Origin of the sequence: Salmonella sp. SAL-020 (assembly GCF_017372215.1) — a bacterium.
GTDB classification, from domain to species: Bacteria; Pseudomonadota; Gammaproteobacteria; order Enterobacterales; family Enterobacteriaceae; genus Salmonella; species Salmonella enterica.
In genome coordinates this window covers 4,529,788-4,553,643 of the sequence record NZ_CP071690.1, presented here as the reverse complement: position 1 = coordinate 4,553,643, position 23,856 = coordinate 4,529,788, and the positions used below count along the sequence as shown (strand labels likewise).

The window sequence follows — 23,856 nt, the reverse complement described above, 5'->3', positions numbered from 1 at the left end:
CCATACGGAGTAGTTTAGTCCTGGCGCAGAGTAGGGCAAATTGGCCCAATCTGTTACACTTCTTGAACATTTTTATCGATAAGCAGGCACTGAGATGGTGGAAGATTCACAAGAAACGACGCACTTTGGCTTTCAGACCGTCGCTAAAGAGCAGAAAGCTGACATGGTGGCCCACGTTTTTCATTCTGTGGCGTCAAAGTACGATGTGATGAATGATTTAATGTCATTTGGCATTCATCGTTTGTGGAAGCGCTTCACCATTGATTGCAGTGGCGTGCGTCGTGGACAAACCGTTCTCGATTTAGCGGGCGGTACGGGCGATCTTACCGCGAAATTTTCACGTATGGTCGGGGAAACTGGCAAAGTTATCCTGGCGGATATTAATGATTCTATGCTCAAAATGGGGCGTGAGAAGCTGCGTAATATCGGCGTGATCGGCAACGTAGAGTATGTGCAGGCGAATGCCGAAGCTCTGCCTTTCCCTGATAATACGTTTGATTGCATTACCATTTCGTTTGGTTTGCGCAATGTAACGGAAAAAGAAAAAGCGCTGCGGTCAATGTTCCGTGTGTTGAAACCCGGCGGACGTTTACTGGTGCTTGAATTTTCCAAGCCTATCATTGAGCCGCTGAGTAAAGCGTATGACGCCTATTCTTTCCATATTTTACCGCGTATTGGCTCGATGGTCGCAAACGATGCGGATAGCTATCGGTATCTCGCGGAATCCATCCGTATGCATCCCGATCAGGATACCTTAAAAGCCATGATGCAGGACGCCGGATTTGAGAGCGTGGATTATTACAATCTGACGGCGGGCGTTGTGGCATTGCACCGTGGTTATAAATTCTAGGAGGGTGGAATGCCTTTTAAACCCTTAGTGACCGCAGGAATTGAAGGTCTCCTCAATACGTTTCTGTATCGTTCGCCAGCGCTGAAATCAGCCAGAACGCGCTTACAGGGAAAAGTACTGTGTGTGAAACTAAAGGGATTTTCGACGCCATTAGTCCTGGTATTCAGCGAACGCCAGGTTGATGTGCTGGGGGCATGGGAAGGCGAAGCGGACTGTACGGTAATCACTCAAGCTAGCGTTTTGCCAAAACTACGCGATCGTCAGCAGCTGGCCGCGCTTATTCGCAGCGGCGAACTGGAAGTGCAGGGCGATATTCAGGTCGTGCAAAATTTTGTGGCGCTCGCCGATCTCGCCGAATTCGATCCTGCGGAGCTGTTGGCGCCATACACGGGTGATATTGCGGCGGAAAGTATCGGTAAGGCCGTGCGTGGCGGGGCTAAATTCCTGCGCCACGGGTTTCAACGCCAGCAGCGTTATGCCGCTGAAGCGATCACTGAAGAGTGGCGTATGGCGCCTGGCCCGCTGGAAGTCGCATGGTTTGCCGAAGAAACCGCGGCTGTTGAGCGCGCCGTAGATTCTCTGACCACACGGCTGGAAAAACTGGAGGCCAAATGACGCCAGGTGAAGTACGGCGCCTATATTTCATCATCCGCACGTTTTTAAGCTACGGCCTTGATGAACTCATCCCCCGAATGCGTCTTACACTGCCACTCCGATTATGGCGCTATTCGCTGTTCTGGATGCCAAACCGGCATAAAGATAAATTGCTGGGTGAACGATTAAGACTGGCGTTGCAAGAGCTGGGACCGGTCTGGATCAAATTTGGCCAGATGCTCTCCACGCGCCGTGACCTGTTCCCGCCGCAAATCGCCGATCAGCTCGCTTTGCTCCAGGATAAAGTCGCGCCATTCGATGGTCGGCTGGCGAAAGCCCAGATTGAAGAGGCGATGGGGGGGCTACCTGTCGACGCCTGGTTTGACGACTTTGATATCCAGCCTTTAGCGTCGGCGTCAATCGCCCAGGTACATACCGCGCGATTGAAATCAAACGGTAAAGAAGTGGTTATTAAGGTCATTCGCCCGGATATTTTGCCGGTAATTCAGGCAGACCTGAAACTGATTTATCGCCTTGCTCGCTGGGTACCACGCCTGTTGCCGGATGGGCGTCGTCTGCGCCCGACGGAAGTGGTGCGTGAGTATGAAAAAACGCTGATCGATGAGCTGAATCTGCTGCGGGAATCGGCCAACGCGATTCAGTTACGCCGCAATTTTGAAAATAGTCCCATGCTGTATATCCCGGAGGTGTACTCCGATTACTGTAGCCAGAACATGATGGTGATGGAGCGGATATACGGCATTCCTGTTTCGGATGTGGCGGCGCTGGAAAAGAACGGCACCAACATGAAACTGCTGGCGGAACGCGGGGTTAAAGTTTTCTTCACCCAGGTTTTCCGCGACAGCTTTTTCCATGCGGACATGCATCCGGGAAATATTTTTGTCAGCCATGAACACCCTGAAAACCCGCAATATATCGGCATTGACTGCGGTATCGTCGGGTCGCTAAACAAAGAAGATAAGCGTTATCTGGCTGAAAACTTTATCGCGTTTTTTAATCGCGATTACCGAAAGGTGGCAGAACTGCATGTCGATTCAGGCTGGGTTCCGCCAGATACCAACGTTGAAGATTTTGAGTTTGCCATCCGCACCGTCTGTGAACCTATCTTTGAAAAGCCGCTCGCGGAAATCTCGTTTGGTCATGTGTTGTTAAACCTTTTCAATACAGCGCGTCGATTTAACATGGAAGTCCAGCCGCAACTGGTGTTGTTGCAGAAAACATTATTGTATGTTGAAGGGGTTGGGCGGCAACTTTATCCTCAGCTTGATTTGTGGAAAACGGCGAAGCCGTTTCTTGAGTCCTGGATCAAAGATCAGGTGGGTATTCCGGCTCTCACGCGGGCTCTTAAAGAAAAAGCGCCGTTCTGGGTCGAAAAAATGCCAGAAATACCTGAACTGGTGTACGACAGTTTGCGCCAGGGCAAATATTTACAGCACAGTGTTGATAAGATTGCGCGCGAGTTACAGGTAAACCATGTGCGCCAAAGTCAGTCTCGTTATTTATTGGGAATTGGCGCAACGCTGTTACTGAGCGGGTCATTCTTACTCGTCAACCGCCCTGAATGGGGATTGATGCCTGGCTGGCTCATGGTCGGCGGCGTAGTTGTCTGGCTGGTTGGCTGGCGTAAAACTCGTTGAGATTTTTTATCGCTCAACGCCGGTTGTGTCACGCAGGTACATATTATCACTCGAGGCAATACTCAGGCCGCAAGTCAATGTCGTCCCGGTCGTATGTAAAAGTATGTGAATAGGGCGGGCGAAAGCGGCTAACAAAGAGGCAGCGCGAAGGATAATGTGTATAATGCGGCCCTATTAATTCATCATCTATCACAGAGGAACATGTATGGGTGGTATCAGTATTTGGCAGTTGTTGATTGTTGCCGTCATCGTCGTACTGCTGTTCGGCACCAAAAAACTCGGTTCCATCGGTTCCGATCTTGGCGCGTCTATCAAAGGCTTTAAAAAGGCCATGAGCGATGATGATGCCAAACAGGATAAAACCAGTCAGGACGCTGATTTTACCGCTAAATCTATCGCGGATAAGCAAGGCGAAGCGAAAAAGGAAGACGCTAAAAGCCAAGATAAAGAGCAGGTATAATCCGTGTTTGATATCGGTTTTAGCGAACTGCTGTTAGTGTTCGTTATCGGCCTCATTGTGTTGGGGCCGCAACGATTGCCAGTAGCGGTAAAAACGGTAGCGGGCTGGATTCGCGCGTTGCGATCCCTTGCGACAACGGTTCAGAATGAACTGACTCAGGAACTGAAACTTCAGGAGTTCCAGGACAGTCTGAAAAAAGTCGAAAAGGCGAGTCTGGAAAATCTGACTCCCGAACTGAAAGCATCTATGGATGAACTGCGTCAGGCGGCGGAGTCGATGAAACGCACCTACAGCGCTAACGATCCCGAACAAGCGAGCGATGAAGCGCATACCATCCATAATCCGGTGGTAAAAGGGAACGAAACGCAGCATGAGGGCGTCACCCCTGCCGCCGCTGAAACACAGGCGAGCGCGCCGGAACAAAAGCCGGAGCCCGTTAAAGCTAACGTGCCTGAGTCGACGGAAACCGCTTCCGTAGCCACGATAGACGCCGAGAAGAAATCCGCTGCGCCTGTTGTCGAATCTTCCCCCTCGTCGAGTGATAAACCGTAAACATGGCTGTAGAAGATACTCAACCGCTTATCACGCATCTGATCGAGTTGCGTAAGCGCCTGCTAAACTGCATCGTCGCAGTACTTCTGATTTTTCTGGCGTTAATTTACTTCGCCAATGATATTTATCATTTAGTCGCCGCACCGCTGATTAAACAGATGCCGCAAGGGGCGACAATGATTGCGACGGATGTGGCGTCGCCGTTTTTTACGCCTATCAAACTCACCTTCATGGTGTCTTTGATCTTATCCGCGCCTGTCATTTTGTACCAGGTTTGGGCCTTTATCGCCCCGGCGCTGTATAAACATGAGCGTCGTCTGGTCGTACCGCTGCTGGTATCCAGTTCGCTGCTTTTCTACATTGGTATGGCCTTCGCCTATTTTGTCGTATTCCCTTTGGCCTTTGGTTTCCTGACGCATACGGCGCCGGAAGGGGTACAGGTTTCGACAGATATCGCCAGCTATCTTAGCTTTGTCATGGCGCTTTTTATGGCCTTTGGCGTAGCCTTTGAAGTGCCGGTGGCGATTGTGTTGCTGTGCTGGATGGGCATCACCACGCCAGAAGATTTGCGTAAAAAACGGCCTTATATCCTGGTCGGGGCATTCATTGTGGGAATGCTGCTTACGCCGCCAGATGTTTTCTCGCAAACGTTGCTGGCGATACCGATGTACTGCCTGTTTGAAATTGGCGTTTTCTGCTCACGCTTTTATGTCGGTAAGCGACGGACGCGCGACGAAGATAACGAGGCCGAAACCGAAAAGGCCGAGCACACTGAAGACTAAACACAACCGCCCGCCAGGGCGGTTGTCATATGGGGGCAAGCATGTTTGATATTGGCGTTAATTTAACCAGTAGCCAGTTTGCAAAAGATCGTGATGATGTGGTCGCCCGTGCGTTTGCGGCGGGAGTAAAAGGTATGCTACTGACCGGAACGAACATCCATGAAAGTCAGCAGGCGTTAAAACTGGCGCGGCGCTACCCCCATTGTTGGTCGACGGCTGGCGTCCATCCCCATGACAGCAGTCAGTGGTCACCCGCGTCTGAAGACGCCATTATTGCGCTGGCGAACCAGCCGGAAGTCGTCGCTATCGGTGAGTGCGGGCTGGATTTCAATCGCAATTTTTCCACGCCGCAGGAGCAGGAGCGTGCCTTTCAGGCGCAGCTACAAATTGCCGCCGAATTGCAGATGCCAATCTTTATGCACTGCCGGGACGCGCATGAGCGATTTCTGGCATTGCTTGATCCCTGGCTGGATAGTCTTCCTGGTGCAATACTGCACTGCTTTACCGGTTCACGCCAGCAAATGCAGGCCTGTGTGGATAGAGGGCTCTATATCGGTATTACCGGGTGGGTTTGCGACGAACGACGCGGGCTTGAGCTACGTGAACTCTTACCGTTTATTCCAGCGGAAAAGCTACTGATAGAAACCGACGCGCCGTATCTGTTGCCCCGCGATCTTACGCCGAAACCAACGTCACGACGCAACGAGCCCGCGTATCTGCCTCACATCCTGGAGCGCATTGCGCTATGGCGTGGTGAAGATCCGCAATGGTTAGCGGCGATGACAGATGCCAACGCCAGAACCTTATTTGAGGTCGTATTCTGAACGATAGCTAAATCTTGCGAAAACCGGTGTTTTTTACGCTCTGCTTCACTTCTTTATTGAGTAAATTAAGCAGTAACATCGAACGCGTTTCGCCATCCGGTTCGGTAAAAATCGCTTTCAGCCCTTCAAATGCGCCTTCCGTGATGATGACGCTATCGCCGGGATAGGGGGTTTCAGGATCGACAACGCCTTCGGGCTTGTAGATAGAAAGCTGATGAATAACGCTGGAAGGCACGATCGCAGGATGCGCGCCAAAGCGCACAAAATGGCTGACGCCGCGCGTGGCGTTGATTGTAGTGGTATGTATCACTTCCGGATCAAATTCAACGAACAGATAATTAGGAAAGAGCGGTTCGCTGACGGAGGTACGTTTTCCGCGTACCATTTTTTCCAGGGTGATCATCGGTGTCAGGCAACTTACCGCTTGTCTTTCGAGGTGTTCCTGAGCACGCTGAAGTTGCCCGCGTTTGCAGTACAGTAAATACCAGGATTGCATAATGACTCTTATCCGCTTGTTCGGGGCGCAAGCATAGCAAAAGCCATGCGCGAAGTTAATTATACACTTCATCCTTTAAGCCGTATCTGGATTAGCGTTGGTTGCCAGAGTTCACGCTAATTTAACAAAAATACAGCATCCCGATGATGAACGCCGTATAATGATGCGCTTACCAAGAGGCTACAATGGACGCCATGAAATATCACGATTTACGCGACTTCCTGACGCTACTTGAGCTGCAGGGGGAACTAAAACGCATCACGCTACCTGTGGATCCTCATCTGGAAATCACGGAAATCGCTGACCGCACGCTGCGTGCCGGTGGACCGGCGTTGCTGTTTGAAAATCCTAAAGGTTACGCCATGCCGGTGCTGTGCAACCTTTTTGGCACGCCAAAACGCGTGGCGATGGGCATGGGGCAGGATGATGTTTCCGCCTTACGGGAAGTGGGTAAATTATTAGCGTTTCTTAAAGAACCTGAGCCGCCGAAAGGCTTTCGCGATCTGTTTGACAAGCTGCCGCAGTTTAAGCAAGTGCTGAATATGCCGACGAAACGGTTACGCGGCGCGCCTTGCCAACAGAAAATCGCGTCTGGCGATGATGTCGATTTAACGCGTCTTCCTGTCATGACCTGTTGGCCGGACGACGCCGCGCCGCTGATTACCTGGGGACTGACGGTAACGCGTGGCCCGCACAAAGAACGGCAAAACCTGGGCATTTATCGTCAGCAGTTGATAGGTAAAAATAAGCTTATTATGCGCTGGCTGTCTCACCGAGGCGGCGCGCTGGATTTTCAGGAGTGGTTAGCCGCGCGTCCGGGTGAACGTTTCCCGGTCTCCGTCGCATTGGGCGCCGATCCGGCGACGATACTTGGCGCCGTGACTCCTGTTCCCGATACTCTGTCGGAGTATGCCTTTGCGGGCCTGCTGCGCGGCACGAAAACTGAAGTGGTTAAATGCCTTTCTAACGATCTGGAAGTGCCTGCCAGCGCCGAGATTATCCTTGAAGGTTACATTGAGCCGGGAGAGATGGCGCCGGAAGGACCGTATGGCGATCATACGGGCTATTATAATGAAGTGGATAACTTTCCGGTCTTTACCGTCACGCATATTACGCAGCGTGAGGATGCCATCTATCACTCCACCTATACCGGGCGTCCGCCCGATGAGCCTGCGGTATTAGGGGTGGCGCTCAATGAAGTCTTCGTGCCTATTCTGCAAAAACAGTTTCCGGAAATCGTCGACTTTTATCTGCCGCCGGAAGGGTGTTCTTACCGCCTGGCGGTAGTGACGATGAAAAAGCAGTACGCTGGTCATGCGAAACGCGTCATGATGGGCGTCTGGTCGTTTTTGCGCCAGTTTATGTATACGAAGTTTGTTATCGTTTGCGATGATGACGTTAACGCACGCGACTGGAATGATGTGATCTGGGCGATTACCACCCGTATGGACCCTGCGCGGGATACGGTGCTGGTTGAAAATACGCCGATTGACTACCTGGATTTTGCCTCGCCGGTCTCCGGGCTGGGTTCAAAAATGGGGCTGGATGCCACAAACAAATGGCCGGGCGAAACCCAACGCGAGTGGGGTCGTCCTATTGTTAAAGATCCTGAAGTTACCGCGCGTATTGATGCGATTTGGGATGAGCTGGCTATCTTTAAATAACTGAAAGCGGACATCGACATTTCAGGCTGCGGCGACTCGGCTTGAAAAATGTCGGTATTGACCCGACACCCGACAGAGGGAGCGCATGACAACCTTAAGCTGTAAAGTGACCTCGGTAGAAGCTATCACCGATACCGTATATCGGGTTCGTTTAGTGCCGGACGCGGCGTTTTCATTCCGCGCTGGTCAGTATTTGATGGTCGTAATGGACGAGCGTGACAAACGCCCGTTTTCGATGGCTTCAACGCCGGACGAGAAAGGGTTTATTGAATTACACATTGGCGCTTCCGAGCTCAATCTGTATGCGATGGCGGTCATGGATCGAATTCTGAAAGACCGGGAAATCGTCGTCGATATTCCGCATGGCGACGCCTGGCTACGTGACGATGAAGAGCGTCCGTTGATTCTGATCGCGGGCGGTACGGGCTTTTCTTATGTGCGCTCCATCCTGTTGACGGCGTTAGCGCGCAACCCGAACCGCGATGTTACCATTTACTGGGGTGGTCGCGAAGAAAAGCACCTCTATGATCTCTCTGAGCTGGAAGCACTCTCTGTTAACCATCCGAATTTGCGTATTGAACCTGTTGTCGAGCAGCCGGAAGAAGGCTGGCGTGGACGTACAGGAACGGTACTTACGGCGGTATTGCAGGATTATGGTACGCTGGCGGGGCACGATATTTATATTGCCGGACGTTTTGAGATGGCGAAAATCGCCCGCGATCTGTTCTGTCATGAGCGTAACGCGCGGGAAGATCGTCTGTTTGGCGATGCGTTCGCATTTATTTAACTATTTTATGGGACGCAGTAGCGTCCCTTTTTACGTTAGCCTACCTAAAAGTCCTCTTAAATATTAATTAATCGTCAACTATAAAACCTTATGATATTGAATATCTACAGGCTTTGTATTGCGTGTAATAAATTAAGTAATATTATGTCCTGAGGCTATCAATAAAAATAGTTAATTATATATGCTTCATTTATTTTTATAAAAGAAACATAAAATGGAAAGTTAGTTATTTATTTATAAGATGGAGAGTGTTATGAAATTTAAATATGCTTTAACTTCTCTCGCATTATCTGTTGCAATTTTGTCATCAGTACCTTCTACTGCTTTCGCCATCGGCGGCGCCAGCGGCGCTAAAGTGGACTATCAGGTCCAGGGAAAAATTGGCGAAGTTGTTATGAACCCCTATGATATCGCGCCGCTAACCGCCGTTATTCGTAATGGCGGTTACCAGTTACGTGACGTGCATGTACGGATTGTCCCCAAAGAAAATGGCCAGGAGATCGCGTATAAAGTTAATAATAAATACCTTTTAACGTATGGCGGTATCCCCGTCTTTGGTCTTTACCCAGATTATGTCAATACCGTTGAAGTTGAATATACAAGGATCCAGGGTAGTAAAACCGAAAATATAAAAGAAAGCTATAAAATGTATGCACCGCCTGCCTATATTGAATCAGCGGGTACAAAAGAAGAACAATCAGCACTCTTTACTATCGATGTTAAAAAGGTTTCCCCAGAATTTAAAGATCGCTTGTATCTTTTGAATAATACGAAAGATAAGTCTGGGAATGGAACGCGTACTGTCTGGAACAACCCTACTGGGGGTGCATTAGAATGGAACTTCACTACAGCTAACGCTATTATCGACACCTCCGGTGATATTCGTTGGTTTATGAATCCAAGTTCAATTTATGATTTAAAGTCAATTTATCGTGCTGGCGTTATGATGGGCTTTAAACAAAACCAGGATGGCGCACTATCGTGGGGCTACGGTCAGCGTTATGTGAAATACGATATCATGGGGCGTGAAATCTTTAACCGCCGCCTGCCGGATAATTATAACGATTTTTCACACTCAATGGATAACGCGGCCAACGGTCACTACTTCCTGCGTGTAGCCAGCTCTAACTATAAACGCCCTGATGGGAAAAATGTTCGTACCGTGCGTGATGTGATTGCCGAAGTTGATCAGAACGGCGTGGTAGTGGATGAATGGCGTCTGTTTGATATCCTCGATCCTTATCGTGATGTGATAATGAAAACCCTCGATCAGGGCGCTGTGTGCCTGAATATCGACGCCAGCCAGTCCGGCCATACGTTGAGCGAAGAAGATCTGGCGGCGCTGGACTCCTCCGACAAATTCGGGGATATCGTGGGTAGTGGGGCTGGCCGCAACTGGGCGCATGTCAACAGCGTCGACTATGACAGTGAAGATGATTCCATCATCATCAGCTCCCGCCACCAGAGTGCGATTATCAAAATCGGCCGCGATAAGAAAGTGAAGTGGATACTGGGTACGCCTGCTGGCTGGAAAGCGCCATTTAATGCCGCAATTCTGACGCCTGTGGATAGCAAAGGCCAAAAAATCGCCTGCCAGGACAGTGGCTGCGAGGGTGACTTCGACTGGACATGGACGCAACATACGGCCTTTAAAATTGATAGTAAGAGTAAAGGCGATATCTTATACCTTTCCGCTTTCGACAATGGCGATGGCCGCGGCTTAGAACAGCCTGCTATGCAGAGTATGAAATACAGCCGCTCCGTGATTTACAAAATCGACCAGAAAAACAAGACAGTCCAACAGATCTGGCAATACGGTAAAGAGCGCGGGAACGAGTGGTTTAGCCCGGTAACCTCTATCACCGAGTACCAGACTGACAAGAATTCTGTGTTCGTGTATTCCGCAACAGCAGGTGGTGCGTTTGATTTATCGGTAGGCGCATTTACCAGCTTGCCTAATCCGTATCTGGAAGAGTTCAAATGGGGAGAAAAAGAGCCTGCGGTTGAAATGCAAATACATGGTGCGCGTGGATATCAGGCTATGCCATTTAGCCTGACCAAAGCGCTTACTGAGTAGAGCGGGCCATACGGTGAAAAAACCCGCCCCTGACGGGCGGGAAAAACGGCAACTAAACTGTTTCCCGTCATAATTCGCGCAGCCTCTTTGTTGGCTGCCTTTGCTCACCCCGGGCACATAGTTATCTATGTGCCCGGGGATTCGCTCAGTTGCCGCTGCGCTGCAATGCGAGTTATTTAGGGGATATTATCTTTGATTAAACCCGCTCAAACACCGTGGCGATGCCCTGACCCAGACCAATACACATCGTCGCCAGACCAAACTGTGCGTCTTTGCGCTCCATCAGGTTGATAAGCGTGGTGCTGATACGTGCTCCGGAGCAGCCGAGCGGATGACCAAGCGCGATCGCACCGCCGTTGAGGTTGATCTTCTCGTCTATCTGCTCCATCAATCCCAGATCCTTAATGCATGGCAGGATCTGTGCGGCAAACGCTTCGTTCATCTCAAACACATCGATATCGCTGGCTGACAGTCCCGCTTTTTTCAACGCCAGTTTTGACGCCGGAACCGGCCCGTAACCCATAATTGACGGATCACAACCCACCACTGCCATTGAGCGAATACGGGCGCGAGGTTTCAGGCCCAGCTCACGGGCACGACTTTCGCTCATTACCAGCATGGCGGCTGCGCCATCGGAAAGCGCGGATGAGGTGCCCGCCGTGACCGTGCCACTAACCGGATCAAATGCCGGACGCAGCGTTGATAGCGCTTCGACCGTGGTTTCCGGGCGGATCACTTCATCGTAGCTAAACTGCTTCAACACGCCATCGGCATCATGACCGCCAGTCGGGATAATCTCCGTTTTGAATGCGCCAGACTGGGTGGCGGCCCAGGCGCGAGCGTGAGAACGCGCGGCGAACTGGTCCTGCATTTCCCGGCTAATGCCGTGCAGGCGGGAGAGCATTTCCGCCGTTAGCCCCATCATCCCTGCCGCTTTGGCGACGTTGCGGCTCAGACCCGGGTGAAAATCCACGCCGTGGCTCATCGGCACGTGCCCCATATGCTCCACGCCGCCAACCAGACAAACCTGCGCATCGCCGGTCATGATCATTCGCGCTGCATCGTGTAACGCCTGCATCGAGGAACCACACAGACGGTTGACGGTGACCGCCGGTACCGAATGGGGAATTTCTGCCAGCAGCGCGGCGTTACGGGCAATGTTGAAGCCTTGCTCCAGCGTTTGTTGTACGCAGCCCCAGTAAATATCATCGAGGGTCGCCGCTGTAAGCGACGGATTACGCGCCAGCAGGCTACGCATTAAGTGGGCGGAGAGATCTTCTGCCCGCACGTTGCGAAACGCGCCGCCCTTCGAACGGCCCATCGGGGTGCGAATAGCATCGACAATGACAACCTGTTCCATTGTGACTCCTTAAGCCGTTTTCAGAGAACCAACCGGACGGGCTGGTTCAACCGGGGGATAATACGGTTCGTTATGGCGCGCTTTATTACGCAGCCCTTCCGGCACTTCATACAGCGGGCCGAGGTGTTGATACTGCTGCGCCATATCAAGATATTTCGCGCTGCCCTGTGTATCCAGCCAGCGGAATGCGCCGCCGTGGAACGGAGGGAAGCCCAGGCCGTAGACCAGCGCCATATCGGCTTCCGCCGGGCTTGCGATAATGCCTTCTTCCAGACAGCGAACCACTTCGTTAATCATCGGGATCATCATACGGGCGATTATCTCGTCGTCGCTGAAGTCGCGTTTCGTCTGACTGACGCTTGCCAGCAGGTCATCCACCGCAGCATCTTCTTCTTTCTTCGGCTTACCCTTGCTGTCTTCTTTATAGCGCCAGAAGCCCAGACCGTTTTTTTGCCCAAAACGGCTGGCGTCAAACAATGCGTCGATCGCGTCGCGATACTCTTTCTGCATCCGTTGTGGGAAGCCTGCCGCCATTACCGCCTGCGCGTGGTGGGCGGTATCAATACCCACCACGTCGAGCAGATAGGCCGGGCCCATCGGCCAGCCGAACTGTTTTTCCATCACTTTATCGACTTTGCGGAAATCCGCGCCGTCGCGCAGCAGTTGACTGAAACCGGCGAAATAGGGGAACAGCACGCGGTTAACAAAGAAGCCGGGGCAGTCGTTGACTACAATCGGCGTCTTGCCCATTTTGCTGGCCCAGGCGACGACTTTGGCAATGGTTTCGTCTGAACTCTTCTCGCCGCGAATGATTTCAACCAGCGGCATCCGGTGTACCGGGTTGAAGAAGTGCATTCCGCAAAAGTTTTCCGGACGTTCCAGGGCGCTTGCCAGTTCGCCAATTGGGATGGTGGAGGTATTTGAGGCCAGCACGGTTTCCGGGCGCACTTTCTGCTCGGTTTCCGCCAGTACCGCTTTTTTCACTTTCGGATTTTCGACTACCGCTTCGACAACAACATCTACGCGATCGAAACCGGCATAATCGAGAGTCGGGTGGATGGTCGAAATGACGCCCGCCAGCTTCAGACCGTCGATCTTGCCGCGCTCCAGCTGTTTGTTCAGCAGCTTGGCCGCTTCGGTCATGCCGAGGTTCAACGATTTATCGTTGATATCTTTCATGATGACCGGTACGCCTTTCCAGGCCGACTGGTAAGCGATACCGCCGCCCATAATGCCCGCGCCCAGTACGGCTGCCTGTTTCGGCGTCTCAATATCTTTGGTCAGCTTTTTGGCTTTACCTTTTACATATTGATCGTTGAGGAAGATACCGACCAGCGCACGAGCCTCATTGGTATGCGCCAGCGGAACAAAGCTTTTATTTTCCAGATTCAGCGCTTCTTCACGACCAAAACGCGCGGCGGCTTCAATGGTTTTCACTGCGGTCATCGGCGCCGGATAATGTTTACCCGCCGTTTGTGCGACCATGCCTTTAGCGATGGTAAAGCTCATCGCCGCTTCAATCTTACTGAGTTTCAACGGTTCCAGTTTCGGCTGGCGTTTAGCTCTCCAGTCGAGATCGCCGGTAATGGCCTGGCGTAACACCGCTATCGCGCCTTCAATTAGCTTCTCTTGTTTGACCACGCCGTCCACAAGGCCGATTTTCAGCGCGTGCTCAGCACCGACATCTTTACCTGCCGCGATAATCTCCAGCGCGCTGTCTGCGCCCAGCATACGCGGCAGACGAACGGAGCCGCCGAAACCCGGCATGATGCCCAGTTTAGTTTCCGGCAGACCGATACGGAGGTCTGGCGTCGCCAGACGGTAATCGGTGGCCAGCACGCATTCGCACCCGCCGCCCAACGCATAGCCGTTTACGGCGGCAAGGGTCGGTACGGGTAAATCTTCCAGACGGTTAAAGACGCTATTAGCGAAATGCAGCCATTGGCTTAACTGCTCTTCGGGGACGAGGAACAGTGAAAGAAATTCGGTGATGTCCGCGCCGACAATAAAGGCCGCTTTATTAGAGCGCAGCAGCAGCCCTTTTAAATCGTGTTGCTTTTCCAGCACCTCAAGCGCCTGGCCGAGGCTGGCGACGGTTGCGGTGTCGAGTTTATTGACCGAGCCTGGAGCATCGAACACCAGTTCGGCGATGCCATCTTCCAGCCAGTCGAGGTACAGGGTGTCGCCTTTATAAAGCATGTCAGTCTCCTGAATCCACAAGGTGATCTGGTCGTACCAGATGAAGCGAAGTGTGTATTTTGTGTTAATAAAATGCAAATAAATGATTGAAGAAATGCCGATGTGATCACGCTCGGCAGAGATCACGCTCTCGTGGGGCGATGTGCTAAGATGCGGAAACTTGAGGTCAAAAAAACAGAAGGGTAAAAAATGGAATCACTGGCCGCGCTCTATAAAAATCATATTGTTACCTTACAAGAACGGACGCGCGATGTTCTGGCGCGCTTTAAGCTGGATGCGTTACTTATTCATTCCGGCGAGCTTTTCAACGTCTTTCTCGACGATCACCCTTATCCGTTTAAGGTCAATCCGCAGTTTAAAGCGTGGGTGCCGGTAACTCAGGTTCCAAATTGCTGGCTGCTGGTCGATGGCGTCAACAAACCCAAATTGTGGTTTTATCTGCCGGTCGATTACTGGCATAACGTTGAACCGCTGCCAACGTCATTCTGGACAGAAGAAGTCGAGGTCGTCGCCTTACCGAAAGCGGATGGCATCGGCAGCCAACTGCCTGCCGCGCGTGGCAATATCGGCTATATCGGCCCGGTTCCTGAGCGCGCGCTACAATTGGATATCGCCGCCAGCAACATCAACCCGAAAGGTGTTATCGACTATCTGCATTACTACCGCGCCTATAAAACGGATTATGAACTGGCCTGTATGCGCGAAGCGCAGAAAATGGCGGTGAGCGGTCATCGGGCGGCGGAAGAGGCCTTCCGTTCCGGCATGAGTGAGTTCGACATCAACCTGGCGTACCTGACCGCCACGGGACATCGCGATACTGATGTTCCATACAGCAACATTGTGGCGCTGAACGAACATGCCGCCGTGCTGCATTACACGAAACTGGATCATCAGGCACCGTCTGAAATGCGCAGTTTCCTGCTGGATGCGGGCGCGGAATACAATGGCTACGCGGCGGATCTGACGCGGACCTGGTCGGCGAAAAGCGATAACGACTACGCCCACCTGGTGAAAGATGTTAACGACGAACAGTTGGCGCTGATCGCTACCATGAAGGCGGGCGTCAGCTATGTGGATTATCATATTCAGTTCCATCAACGTATCGCGAAGCTGCTGCGTAAACATCAAATCATTACCGACATGAGTGAAGAGGCGATGGTGGAAAATGATCTTACCGGGCCGTTTATGCCGCACGGTATTGGTCATCCGTTGGGTCTGCAGGTACACGATGTGGCCGGGTTTATGCAGGATGATTCCGGTACGCATCTCGCTGCACCGTCCAAATACCCGTATCTGCGCTGCACGCGTGTGTTACAGCCGCGAATGGTGTTGACCATCGAACCGGGGATTTACTTCATCGAATCGCTGTTAGCGCCGTGGCGCGAAGGCCCGTTCAGCAAGCACTTCAACTGGCAGAAAATTGAAGCGCTCAAGCCTTTCGGCGGTATTCGCATTGAAGATAACGTGGTCATCCACGAAAACGGCGTGGAAAACATGACGCGGGATTTAAAACTGGCGTAATGGACAGTTGGTTAATCCCTGCAGCGCCGGTCACCGTTGTTGAAGAGATCAAAAAAAGCCGCTTTATTACGCTATTGGCGCATACCGATGGCGTAGACGCGGCGAAAGCGTTTGTTGAGTCAGTCAGAGCTGAGCACCCTGATGCGCGCCACCATTGTGTGGCGTGGGTGGCGGGTGCGCCGGACGACTCACAGCAACTGGGCTTTTCAGACGACGGCGAACCGGCGGGAACGGCAGGCAAGCCGATGCTTGCGCAATTGATGGGCAGCGGCGTCGGAGAAATTACTGCCGTCGTCGTGCGCTACTATGGTGGTATTCTGCTGGGTACGGGCGGGCTGGTAAAAGCCTATGGCGGCGGTGTGAATCAGGCATTACGTCAGCTTGCCACACAACGCAAGACGCCATTAACCGAATATACTTTGCAGTGTGAGTACGGTCAGTTGGCCGGAATCGAAGCATTATTAGGACAGTTTGCCGGGAAGATCGTTTCCAGCGATTATCAGGCGTCTGTTCGGCTCAGGGTGGCGCTTCCTTTTGCTCATGTGAATGCATTTTCCACAAAACTGGCGGATTTTAGCCGTGGTTCATTGCAATTGTTAGCGATTGAAGAATAATCCCCACCTCATTTTTAAGAATAAAGGAAGCGGCAGAGATGCATTTTCGCGCCATTACCCGAATCGTTGGACTACTGGTTATCTTATTTTCGGGGACAATGATTCTCCCGGGACTGGTAGCGCTAATATATCGTGATGGCGCAGGAAGAGCGTTCACGCAGACCTTTTTTGTCGCGCTGGCGATCGGTTCCATACTGTGGTGGCCAAACCGTAGGGAAAAGGGCGAGCTGAAATCCCGCGAAGGATTTCTTATCGTGGTGCTGTTCTGGACCGTGCTGGGCAGCGTGGGTGCGCTGCCGTTTATTTTCTCGGAAAGCCCAAACCTCACCATTACCGATGCTTTTTTTGAATCGTTCTCCGGGTTAACCACCACGGGCGCCACTACGCTGGTGGGGCTGGACTCATTACCGCACGCCATTCTCTTTTATCGTCAGATGCTGCAATGGTTTGGGGGTATGGGGATCATTGTGCTGGCGGTGGCGATTCTCCCTATCCTCGGCGTCGGGGGGATGCAGCTCTATCGGGCGGAAATGCCGGGGCCGCTCAAAGATAACAAAATGCGCCCGCGTATTGCCGAGACGGCGAAAACGCTGTGGCTTATCTATGTCTTGCTAACGGTAGCCTGCGCGCTGGCGCTATGGTTTGCAGGGATGCCCGCGTTTGACGCTATCGGACACAGCTTCTCCACTATCGCTATCGGCGGCTTCTCAACGCATGACGCCAGCGTAGGCTATTTTGATAGTCCCACTATTAATACCATCATCGCTATTTTCCTGCTGATCTCCGGTTGTAACTATGGCCTGCATTTCTCTTTATTAAGCGGGCGTAGCCTGAAAGTATACTGGCGCGATCCGGAATTCCGCATGTTCATCGGCGTACAGTTGACGCTGGTGGTGATCTGCACGCTGGTACTGTGGTTCCATAATATCTACGACTCGGCGCTGACAACGCTAAATCAGGCATTCTTCCAGGTTGTGTCGATGGCGACAACGGCAGGGTTTACCACGGACAGCATTGCGCGCTGGCCGCTGTTTTTGCCCGTCTTGCTGCTATGTTCCGCGTTTATTGGCGGTTGCGCCGGGTCAACGGGCGGGGGGTTAAAGGTCATCCGTATTCTGTTGTTGTTTAAACAGGGGAACCGCGAACTCAAACGTCTGGTGCATCCGAATGCCGTTTACAGTATTAAGCTGGGGAACCGGGCGCTGCCAGAACGTATTCTGGAAGCCGTCTGGGGATTCTTTTCTGCCTACGCGCTGGTATTTATCGTCAGTATGCTGGCCATTATCGCTACAGGCGTAGATGATTTCTCGGCTTTCGCCTCGGTAGTGGCTACGCTTAATAACCTGGGACCGGGGCTGGGGGTGGTTGCTGATAACTTCGCCAGTATGAATCCGGTTGCGAAATGGATACTCATCGCCAACATGCTATTTGGTCGTCTGGAAGTATTCACTTTGCTGGTACTTTTTACCCCGACTTTCTGGCGTGAATAATGGAGTAACACGTGAAAACATTGATTCTTTTCTCTACCCGGGACGGACAAACGCGCGAAATTGCCTCTTATCTGGCTTCTGAACTCAAAGAGATGGGGATCTGGGCCGATGTCGTTAATCTGCATCGCGCAGAAGAGCCGGACTGGGATAGCTATGATCGCGTAGTGATTGGCGCGTCTATTCGTTATGGTCATTACCACAGCGCCTTTCAGGAGTTTGTTAAGAAATATGCCACGCGGTTGAACGGAATGCCGAGCGCCTTTTATTCCGTTAACCTGGTGGCGCGTAAAGCTGAAAAACGGACGCCGCAGACTAACAGCTACGCGCGTAAGTTTTTAATGAGCTCTCCGTGGCGACCTGACTACTGTGCCGTCATTGCAGGCGCGCTTCGCTATCCCCGCTATCGCTGGTATGACCGTCTGATGATCAAGCTTATTATGAAGATGTCGGGCGGCGAAACGGATACCAGTAAAGAAGTGGTGTACACCGACTGGGAGCAGGTTGCGCACTTTGCCCGTGAAATAGCCCATTTAACCAACAAATCGTCGGCAAAATAAACGCAAAGAATAAAAAGTGCGCACTCAGAAAATTATTTTAAATTTCCTCTTGTCAGGCAGAAATAACTCCCTATAATGCGCCACCACTGACACGGAACAACGGCACACAGGCCGCCGGGTCAGCGGGGTTCAGACCAGAACCTCACGGAGAAAAGCGAAAATAAACGCTTGACTCTGAAGCGGGAAAGCGTAATATGCACACCCCGCGCCGCTGAGAAAAAGCGAAGCGGCACTGCTCTTTAACAATTTATCAGACAATCTGTGTGGGCACTCGAAGATACGGATTCTTAACGTCCTCGGACGAAAAATGAATACCAAGTCTCAAGAGTGAACACGTAATTCATTACGAAGTTTAATTCTTTGAGCATCAAACTTTTAAATTGAAGAGTTTGATCATGGCTCAGATTGAACGCTGGCGGCAGGCCTAACACATGCAAGTCGAACGGTAACAGGAAGCAGCTTGCTGCTTCGCTGACGAGTGGCGGACGGGTGAGTAATGTCTGGGAAACTGCCTGATGGAGGGGGATAACTACTGGAAACGGTGGCTAATACCGCATAACGTCGCAAGACCAAAGAGGGGGACCTTCGGGCCTCTTGCCATCAGATGTGCCCAGATGGGATTAGCTTGTTGGTGAGGTAACGGCTCACCAAGGCGACGATCCCTAGCTGGTCTGAGAGGATGACCAGCCACACTGGAACTGAGACACGGTCCAGACTCCTACGGGAGGCAGCAGTGGGGAATATTGCACAATGGGCGCAAGCCTGATGCAGCCATGCCGCGTGTATGAAGAAGGCCTTCGGGTTGTAAAGTACTTTCAGCGGGGAGGAAGGTGTTGTGGTTAATAACCGCAGCAATTGACGTTACCCGCAGAAGAAGCACCGGCTAACTCCGTGCCAGCAGCCGCGGTAATACGGAGGGTGCAAGCGTTAATCGGAATTACTGGGCGTAAAGCGCACGCAGGCGGTCTGTCAAGTCGGATGTGAAATCCCCGGGCTCAACCTGGGAACTGCATTCGAAACTGGCAGGCTTGAGTCTTGTAGAGGGGGGTAGAATTCCAGGTGTAGCGGTGAAATGCGTAGAGATCTGGAGGAATACCGGTGGCGAAGGCGGCCCCCTGGACAAAGACTGACGCTCAGGTGCGAAAGCGTGGGGAGCAAACAGGATTAGATACCCTGGTAGTCCACGCCGTAAACGATGTCTACTTGGAGGTTGTGCCCTTGAGGCGTGGCTTCCGGAGCTAACGCGTTAAGTAGACCGCCTGGGGAGTACGGCCGCAAGGTTAAAACTCAAATGAATTGACGGGGGCCCGCACAAGCGGTGGAGCATGTGGTTTAATTCGATGCAACGCGAAGAACCTTACCTGGTCTTGACATCCACAGAAGAATCCAGAGATGGATTTGTGCCTTCGGGAACTGTGAGACAGGTGCTGCATGGCTGTCGTCAGCTCGTGTTGTGAAATGTTGGGTTAAGTCCCGCAACGAGCGCAACCCTTATCCTTTGTTGCCAGCGGTTAGGCCGGGAACTCAAAGGAGACTGCCAGTGATAAACTGGAGGAAGGTGGGGATGACGTCAAGTCATCATGGCCCTTACGACCAGGGCTACACACGTGCTACAATGGCGCATACAAAGAGAAGCGACCTCGCGAGAGCAAGCGGACCTCATAAAGTGCGTCGTAGTCCGGATTGGAGTCTGCAACTCGACTCCATGAAGTCGGAATCGCTAGTAATCGTGGATCAGAATGCCACGGTGAATACGTTCCCGGGCCTTGTACACACCGCCCGTCACACCATGGGAGTGGGTTGCAAAAGAAGTAGGTAGCTTAACCTTCGGGAGGGCGCTTACCACTTTGTGATTCATGACTGGGGTGAAGTCGTAACAAGGTAACCGTAGGGGAACCTGCGGTTGGATCACCTCCTTACCTTAAAGAACTGTTCTTTGAAGTGCTCACACAGATTGTCTGATGAAAAACGAGCAGTAAAACCTCTACAGGCTTGTAGCTCAGGTGGTTAGAGCGCACCCCTGATAAGGGTGAGGTCGGTGGTTCAAGTCCACTCAGGCCTACCAAATTTTCCCTGAATACTGCGTTGTGAAATAACTCACATACTGATGTATGCTTCGTTATCCCACGCCTTGTCTCAGGAAAAATTATCGGTAAAGAGGTTCTGACTACACGATGGGGCTATAGCTCAGCTGGGAGAGCGCCTGCTTTGCACGCAGGAGGTCTGCGGTTCGATCCCGCATAGCTCCACCATCTCGTGAGTGTTTACGAAAAAATACTTCAGAGTGTACCTGAAAGGGTTCACTGCGAAGTTTTGCTCTTTAAAAATCTGGATCAAGCTGAAAATTGAAACACAGAACAACGAAAATTGTTCGTGAGTCTCTCAAATTTTCGCAACACGATGATGAATCGTAAGAAACATCTTCGGGTTGTGAGGTTAAGCGACTAAGCGTACACGGTGGATGCCCTGGCAGTCAGAGGCGATGAAGGGCGTGCTAATCTGCGATAAGCGCCGGTAAGGTGATATGAACCGTTATAACCGGCGATACCCGAATGGGGAAACCCAGTGTGACTCGTCACACTATCATTAACTGAATCCATAGGTTAATGAGGCGAACCGGGGGAACTGAAACATCTAAGTACCCCGAGGAAAAGAAATCAACCGAGATTCCCCCAGTAGCGGCGAGCGAACGGGGAGGAGCCCAGAGCCTGAATCAGCATGTGTGTTAGTGGAAGCGTCTGGAAAGGCGCGCGATACAGGGTGACAGCCCCGTACACAAAAGCGCATGTGCTGTGAGCTCGATGAGTAGGGCGGGACACGTGGTATCCTGTCTGAATATGGGGGGACCATCCTCCAAGGCTAAATACTCCTGACTGACCGATAGTGAACCAGTACCGTGAGGGAAAGGCGAAAAGAACCCCGGCGAGGGGAGTGAAAAAGAACCTGAAACCGTGTACGTACAAGCAGTGGGAGCACAGGTTTACCTGTGTGACTGCGTACCTTTTGTATAATGGGTCAGCGACTTATATTCTGTAGCAAGGTTAACCGAATAGGGGAGCCGGAGGGAAACCGAGTCTTAATTGGGCGTTAAGTTGCAGGGTATAGACCCGAAACCCGGTGATCTAGCCATGGGCAGGTTGAAGGTTGGGTAACACTAACTGGAGGACCGAACCGACTAATGTTGAAAAATTAGCGGATGACCTGTGGCTGGGGGTGAAAGGCCAATCAAACCGGGAGATAGCTGGTTCTCCCCGAAAGCTATTTAGGTAGCGCCTCGTGAATTCATCTCCGGGGGTAGAGCACTGTTTCGGCTAGGGGGCCATCCCGGCTTACCAACCCGATGCAAACTGCGAATACCGGAGAATGTTATCACGGGAGACACACGGCGGGTGCTAACGTCCGTCGTGAAGAGGGAAACAACCCAGACCGCCAGCTAAGGTCCCAAAGTCATGGTTAAGTGGGAAACGATGTGGGAAGGCCCAGACAGCCAGGATGTTGGCTTAGAAGCAGCCATCATTTAAAGAAAGCGTAATAGCTCACTGGTCGAGTCGGCCTGCGCGGAAGATGTAACGGGGCTAAACCATGCACCGAAGCTGCGGCAGCGACACTGTGTGTTGTTGGGTAGGGGAGCGTTCTGTAAGCCTGTGAAGGTGTGTCGTGAGGCATGCTGGAGGTATCAGAAGTGCGAATGCTGACATAAGTAACGATAAAGCGGGTGAAAAGCCCGCTCGCCGGAAGACCAAGGGTTCCTGTCCAACGTTAATCGGGGCAGGGTGAGTCGACCCCTAAGGCGAGGCCGAAAGGCGTAGTCGATGGGAAACGGGTTAATATTCCCGTACTTGGTGTTACTGCGAAGGGGGGACGGAGAAGGCTATGTTGGCCGGGCGACGGTTGTCCCGGTTTAAGCGTGTAGGTGTGTGTTCCAGGTAAATCCGGTTCACTTTAACACTGAGGCGTGACGACGAGGCACTACGGTGCTGAAGCAACAAATGCCCTGCTTCCAGGAAAAGCCTCTAAGCATCAGGTAACATCAAATCGTACCCCAAACCGACACAGGTGGTCAGGTAGAGAATACCAAGGCGCTTGAGAGAACTCGGGTGAAGGAACTAGGCAAAATGGTGCCGTAACTTCGGGAGAAGGCACGCTGACACGTAGGTGAAGTGATTTACTCATGGAGCTGAAGTCAGTCGAAGATACCAGCTGGCTGCAACTGTTTATTAAAAACACAGCACTGTGCAAACACGAAAGTGGACGTATACGGTGTGACGCCTGCCCGGTGCCGGAAGGTTAATTGATGGGGTCAGCGCAAGCGAAGCTCCTGATCGAAGCCCCGGTAAACGGCGGCCGTAACTATAACGGTCCTAAGGTAGCGAAATTCCTTGTCGGGTAAGTTCCGACCTGCACGAATGGCGTAATGATGGCCAGGCTGTCTCCACCCGAGACTCAGTGAAATTGAACTCGCTGTGAAGATGCAGTGTACCCGCGGCAAGACGGAAAGACCCCGTGAACCTTTACTATAGCTTGACACTGAACATTGAGCCTTGATGTGTAGGATAGGTGGGAGGCTTTGAAGTGTGGACGCCAGTCTGCATGGAGCCGACCTTGAAATACCACCCTTTAATGTTTGATGTTCTAACGTGGACCCGTTACCCGGGTTGCGGACAGTGTCTGGTGGGTAGTTTGACTGGGGCGGTCTCCTCCTAAAGAGTAACGGAGGAGCACGAAGGTTGGCTAATCCTGGTCGGACATCAGGAGGTTAGTGCAATGGCATAAGCCAGCTTGACTGCGAGCGTGACGGCGCGAGCAGGTGCGAAAGCAGGTCATAGTGATCCGGTGGTTCTGAATGGAAGGGCCATCGCTCAACGGATAAAAGGTACTCCGGGGATAACAGGCTGATACCGCCCAAGAGTTCATATCGACGGCGGTGTTTGGCACCTCGATGTCGGCTCATCACATCCTGGGGCTGAAGTAGGTCCCAAGGGTATGGCTGTTCGCCATTTAAAGTGGTACGCGAGCTGGGTTTAGAACGTCGTGAGACAGTTCGGTCCCTATCTGCCGTGGGCGCTGGAGAACTGAGGGGGGCTGCTCCTAGTACGAGAGGACCGGAGTGGACGCATCACTGGTGTTCGGGTTGTCATGCCAATGGCACTGCCCGGTAGCTAAATGCGGAAGAGATAAGTGCTGAAAGCATCTAAGCACGAAACTTGCCCCGAGATGAGTTCTCCCTGAGACTTAAAGTCTCCTGAAGGAACGTTGAAGACGACGACGTTGATAGGCCGGGTGTGTAAGCGCAGCGATGCGTTGAGCTAACCGGTACTAATGAACCGTGAGGCTTAACCTTACAACGCCGAAGATGTTTTGGCGGATGAGA

General features: G+C 52.1%; 17 protein-coding genes, 2 tRNA genes and 2 rRNA genes. 18 read left to right on the top strand and 3 right to left on the bottom strand.

The genetic code is table 11. The features are described from left to right. Nucleotides 1–94: 94 nt before the first annotated feature. From ubiE to tatD, 7 genes are all read left to right on the top strand, one after another. A complete protein-coding gene (gene ubiE / locus J1G48_RS22000) occupies nucleotides 95–850 on the top strand; it encodes a bifunctional demethylmenaquinone methyltransferase/2-methoxy-6-polyprenyl-1,4-benzoquinol methylase UbiE (protein ID WP_000229009.1) in 756 nt (251 codons plus the stop codon). A gap of 9 nt (nucleotides 851–859) precedes the next feature. Continuing rightward, a complete protein-coding gene (gene ubiJ, locus J1G48_RS21995; protein WP_001116090.1) occupies nucleotides 860–1,465 on the top strand; it encodes a ubiquinone biosynthesis protein UbiJ in 606 nt (201 codons plus the stop codon). After that, nucleotides 1,462–3,102: a ubiquinone biosynthesis regulatory protein kinase UbiB gene (ubiB, locus tag J1G48_RS21990; RefSeq protein WP_000187554.1), complete on the top strand. Its 1,641-nt coding sequence runs from the start codon at nucleotides 1,462–1,464 to the stop codon at nucleotides 3,100–3,102. The genes ubiJ and ubiB overlap by 4 nt, the downstream gene beginning before the upstream one ends. Nucleotides 3,103–3,307: 205 nt before the next feature. Further along, nucleotides 3,308–3,562, top strand: a complete 255-nt coding sequence (tatA, locus tag J1G48_RS21985) for a Sec-independent protein translocase subunit TatA (protein ID WP_000508972.1) — start codon at nucleotides 3,308–3,310, stop codon at nucleotides 3,560–3,562. A gap of 3 nt (nucleotides 3,563–3,565) precedes the next feature. After that, entirely contained in the window at nucleotides 3,566–4,114 is a 549-nt protein-coding gene (tatB, locus tag J1G48_RS21980) for a Sec-independent protein translocase protein TatB (protein ID WP_000459612.1), read from the top strand. Between the two features lie 2 nt (nucleotides 4,115–4,116). Continuing rightward, the gene (gene tatC, locus J1G48_RS21975; protein ID WP_000257554.1) at nucleotides 4,117–4,896 is read left to right on the top strand and encodes a Sec-independent protein translocase subunit TatC; all 780 of its coding nucleotides are present in this window, start codon (nucleotides 4,117–4,119) and stop codon (nucleotides 4,894–4,896) included. 41 nt (nucleotides 4,897–4,937) lie between these two features. Beyond that, a complete protein-coding gene (tatD, locus tag J1G48_RS21970) occupies nucleotides 4,938–5,720 on the top strand; it encodes a 3'-5' ssDNA/RNA exonuclease TatD (protein WP_000459637.1) in 783 nt (260 codons plus the stop codon). Between the two features lie 7 nt (nucleotides 5,721–5,727). Here tatD and rfaH read toward each other — a convergent pair whose 3' ends face one another. Further along, complete coding sequence (gene rfaH, locus J1G48_RS21965) at nucleotides 5,728–6,216, bottom strand: transcription/translation regulatory transformer protein RfaH (RefSeq protein ID WP_001192410.1); 489 nt, start codon at nucleotides 6,214–6,216, stop codon at nucleotides 5,728–5,730. A 185-nt stretch (nucleotides 6,217–6,401) separates the two neighbouring features. Here rfaH and ubiD point away from each other — a divergent pair, with 185 nt between their 5' ends. The 3 genes from ubiD (at nucleotide 6,402) to J1G48_RS21950 (ending at nucleotide 10,744) form a co-directional block, all read left to right on the top strand. Beyond that, the gene (gene ubiD, locus J1G48_RS21960) at nucleotides 6,402–7,880 is read left to right on the top strand and encodes a 4-hydroxy-3-polyprenylbenzoate decarboxylase (protein WP_000339754.1); all 1,479 of its coding nucleotides are present in this window, start codon (nucleotides 6,402–6,404) and stop codon (nucleotides 7,878–7,880) included. Between the two features lie 85 nt (nucleotides 7,881–7,965). Further along, nucleotides 7,966–8,667: an NAD(P)H-flavin reductase gene (fre, locus tag J1G48_RS21955; protein WP_000209832.1), complete on the top strand. Its 702-nt coding sequence runs from the start codon at nucleotides 7,966–7,968 to the stop codon at nucleotides 8,665–8,667. 253 nt (nucleotides 8,668–8,920) lie between these two features. Further along, nucleotides 8,921–10,744, top strand: coding sequence for an aryl-sulfate sulfotransferase (locus J1G48_RS21950; RefSeq protein WP_000669887.1), 1,824 nt, complete (start codon nucleotides 8,921–8,923; stop codon nucleotides 10,742–10,744). A 196-nt stretch (nucleotides 10,745–10,940) separates the two neighbouring features. Here the strand turns inward: J1G48_RS21950 and fadA are convergent, their stop codons facing one another. Beyond that, entirely contained in the window at nucleotides 10,941–12,104 is a 1,164-nt protein-coding gene (gene fadA / locus J1G48_RS21945) for an acetyl-CoA C-acyltransferase FadA (protein ID WP_000438783.1), read from the bottom strand. A 9-nt stretch (nucleotides 12,105–12,113) separates the two neighbouring features. Further along, the gene (gene fadB, locus J1G48_RS21940) at nucleotides 12,114–14,303 is read right to left on the bottom strand and encodes a fatty acid oxidation complex subunit alpha FadB (protein WP_000966003.1); all 2,190 of its coding nucleotides are present in this window, start codon (nucleotides 14,301–14,303) and stop codon (nucleotides 12,114–12,116) included. Nucleotides 14,304–14,492: 189 nt separating this feature from the next. On the opposite strand from fadB, the gene pepQ reads away from it, so the two are divergent. The 8 genes from pepQ to J1G48_RS21900 all read left to right on the top strand — a co-directional run bounded on the left by pepQ (nucleotide 14,493) and on the right by J1G48_RS21900 (nucleotide 23,826). Continuing rightward, entirely contained in the window at nucleotides 14,493–15,824 is a 1,332-nt protein-coding gene (gene pepQ, locus J1G48_RS21935) for a Xaa-Pro dipeptidase (RefSeq protein WP_000444529.1), read from the top strand. Next, a complete protein-coding gene (locus tag J1G48_RS21930; RefSeq protein ID WP_000378897.1) occupies nucleotides 15,824–16,438 on the top strand; it encodes an IMPACT family protein in 615 nt (204 codons plus the stop codon). The genes pepQ and J1G48_RS21930 overlap by 1 nt, the downstream gene beginning before the upstream one ends. Nucleotides 16,439–16,476: 38 nt before the next feature. Next, a complete protein-coding gene (trkH, locus tag J1G48_RS21925; RefSeq protein WP_000545688.1) occupies nucleotides 16,477–17,928 on the top strand; it encodes a Trk system potassium transporter TrkH in 1,452 nt (483 codons plus the stop codon). A gap of 11 nt (nucleotides 17,929–17,939) precedes the next feature. Then, entirely contained in the window at nucleotides 17,940–18,485 is a 546-nt protein-coding gene (hemG, locus tag J1G48_RS21920) for a menaquinone-dependent protoporphyrinogen IX dehydrogenase (protein ID WP_000853982.1), read from the top strand. Nucleotides 18,486–18,862: 377 nt separating this feature from the next. Then, nucleotides 18,863–20,404: ribosomal RNA gene (locus J1G48_RS21915) — 16S ribosomal RNA — on the top strand. A gap of 69 nt (nucleotides 20,405–20,473) precedes the next feature. Beyond that, nucleotides 20,474–20,550: transfer RNA gene (locus J1G48_RS21910), tRNA-Ile, on the top strand. Nucleotides 20,551–20,661: 111 nt separating this feature from the next. Beyond that, nucleotides 20,662–20,737 (top strand) — tRNA-Ala (locus J1G48_RS21905). Between the two features lie 182 nt (nucleotides 20,738–20,919). After that, nucleotides 20,920–23,826: ribosomal RNA gene (locus J1G48_RS21900) — 23S ribosomal RNA — on the top strand. The 16S and 23S rRNA genes sit together here with 2 tRNA genes alongside, the layout of an rRNA operon. The last annotated feature ends 30 nt before the right edge of the window (nucleotides 23,827–23,856 follow it).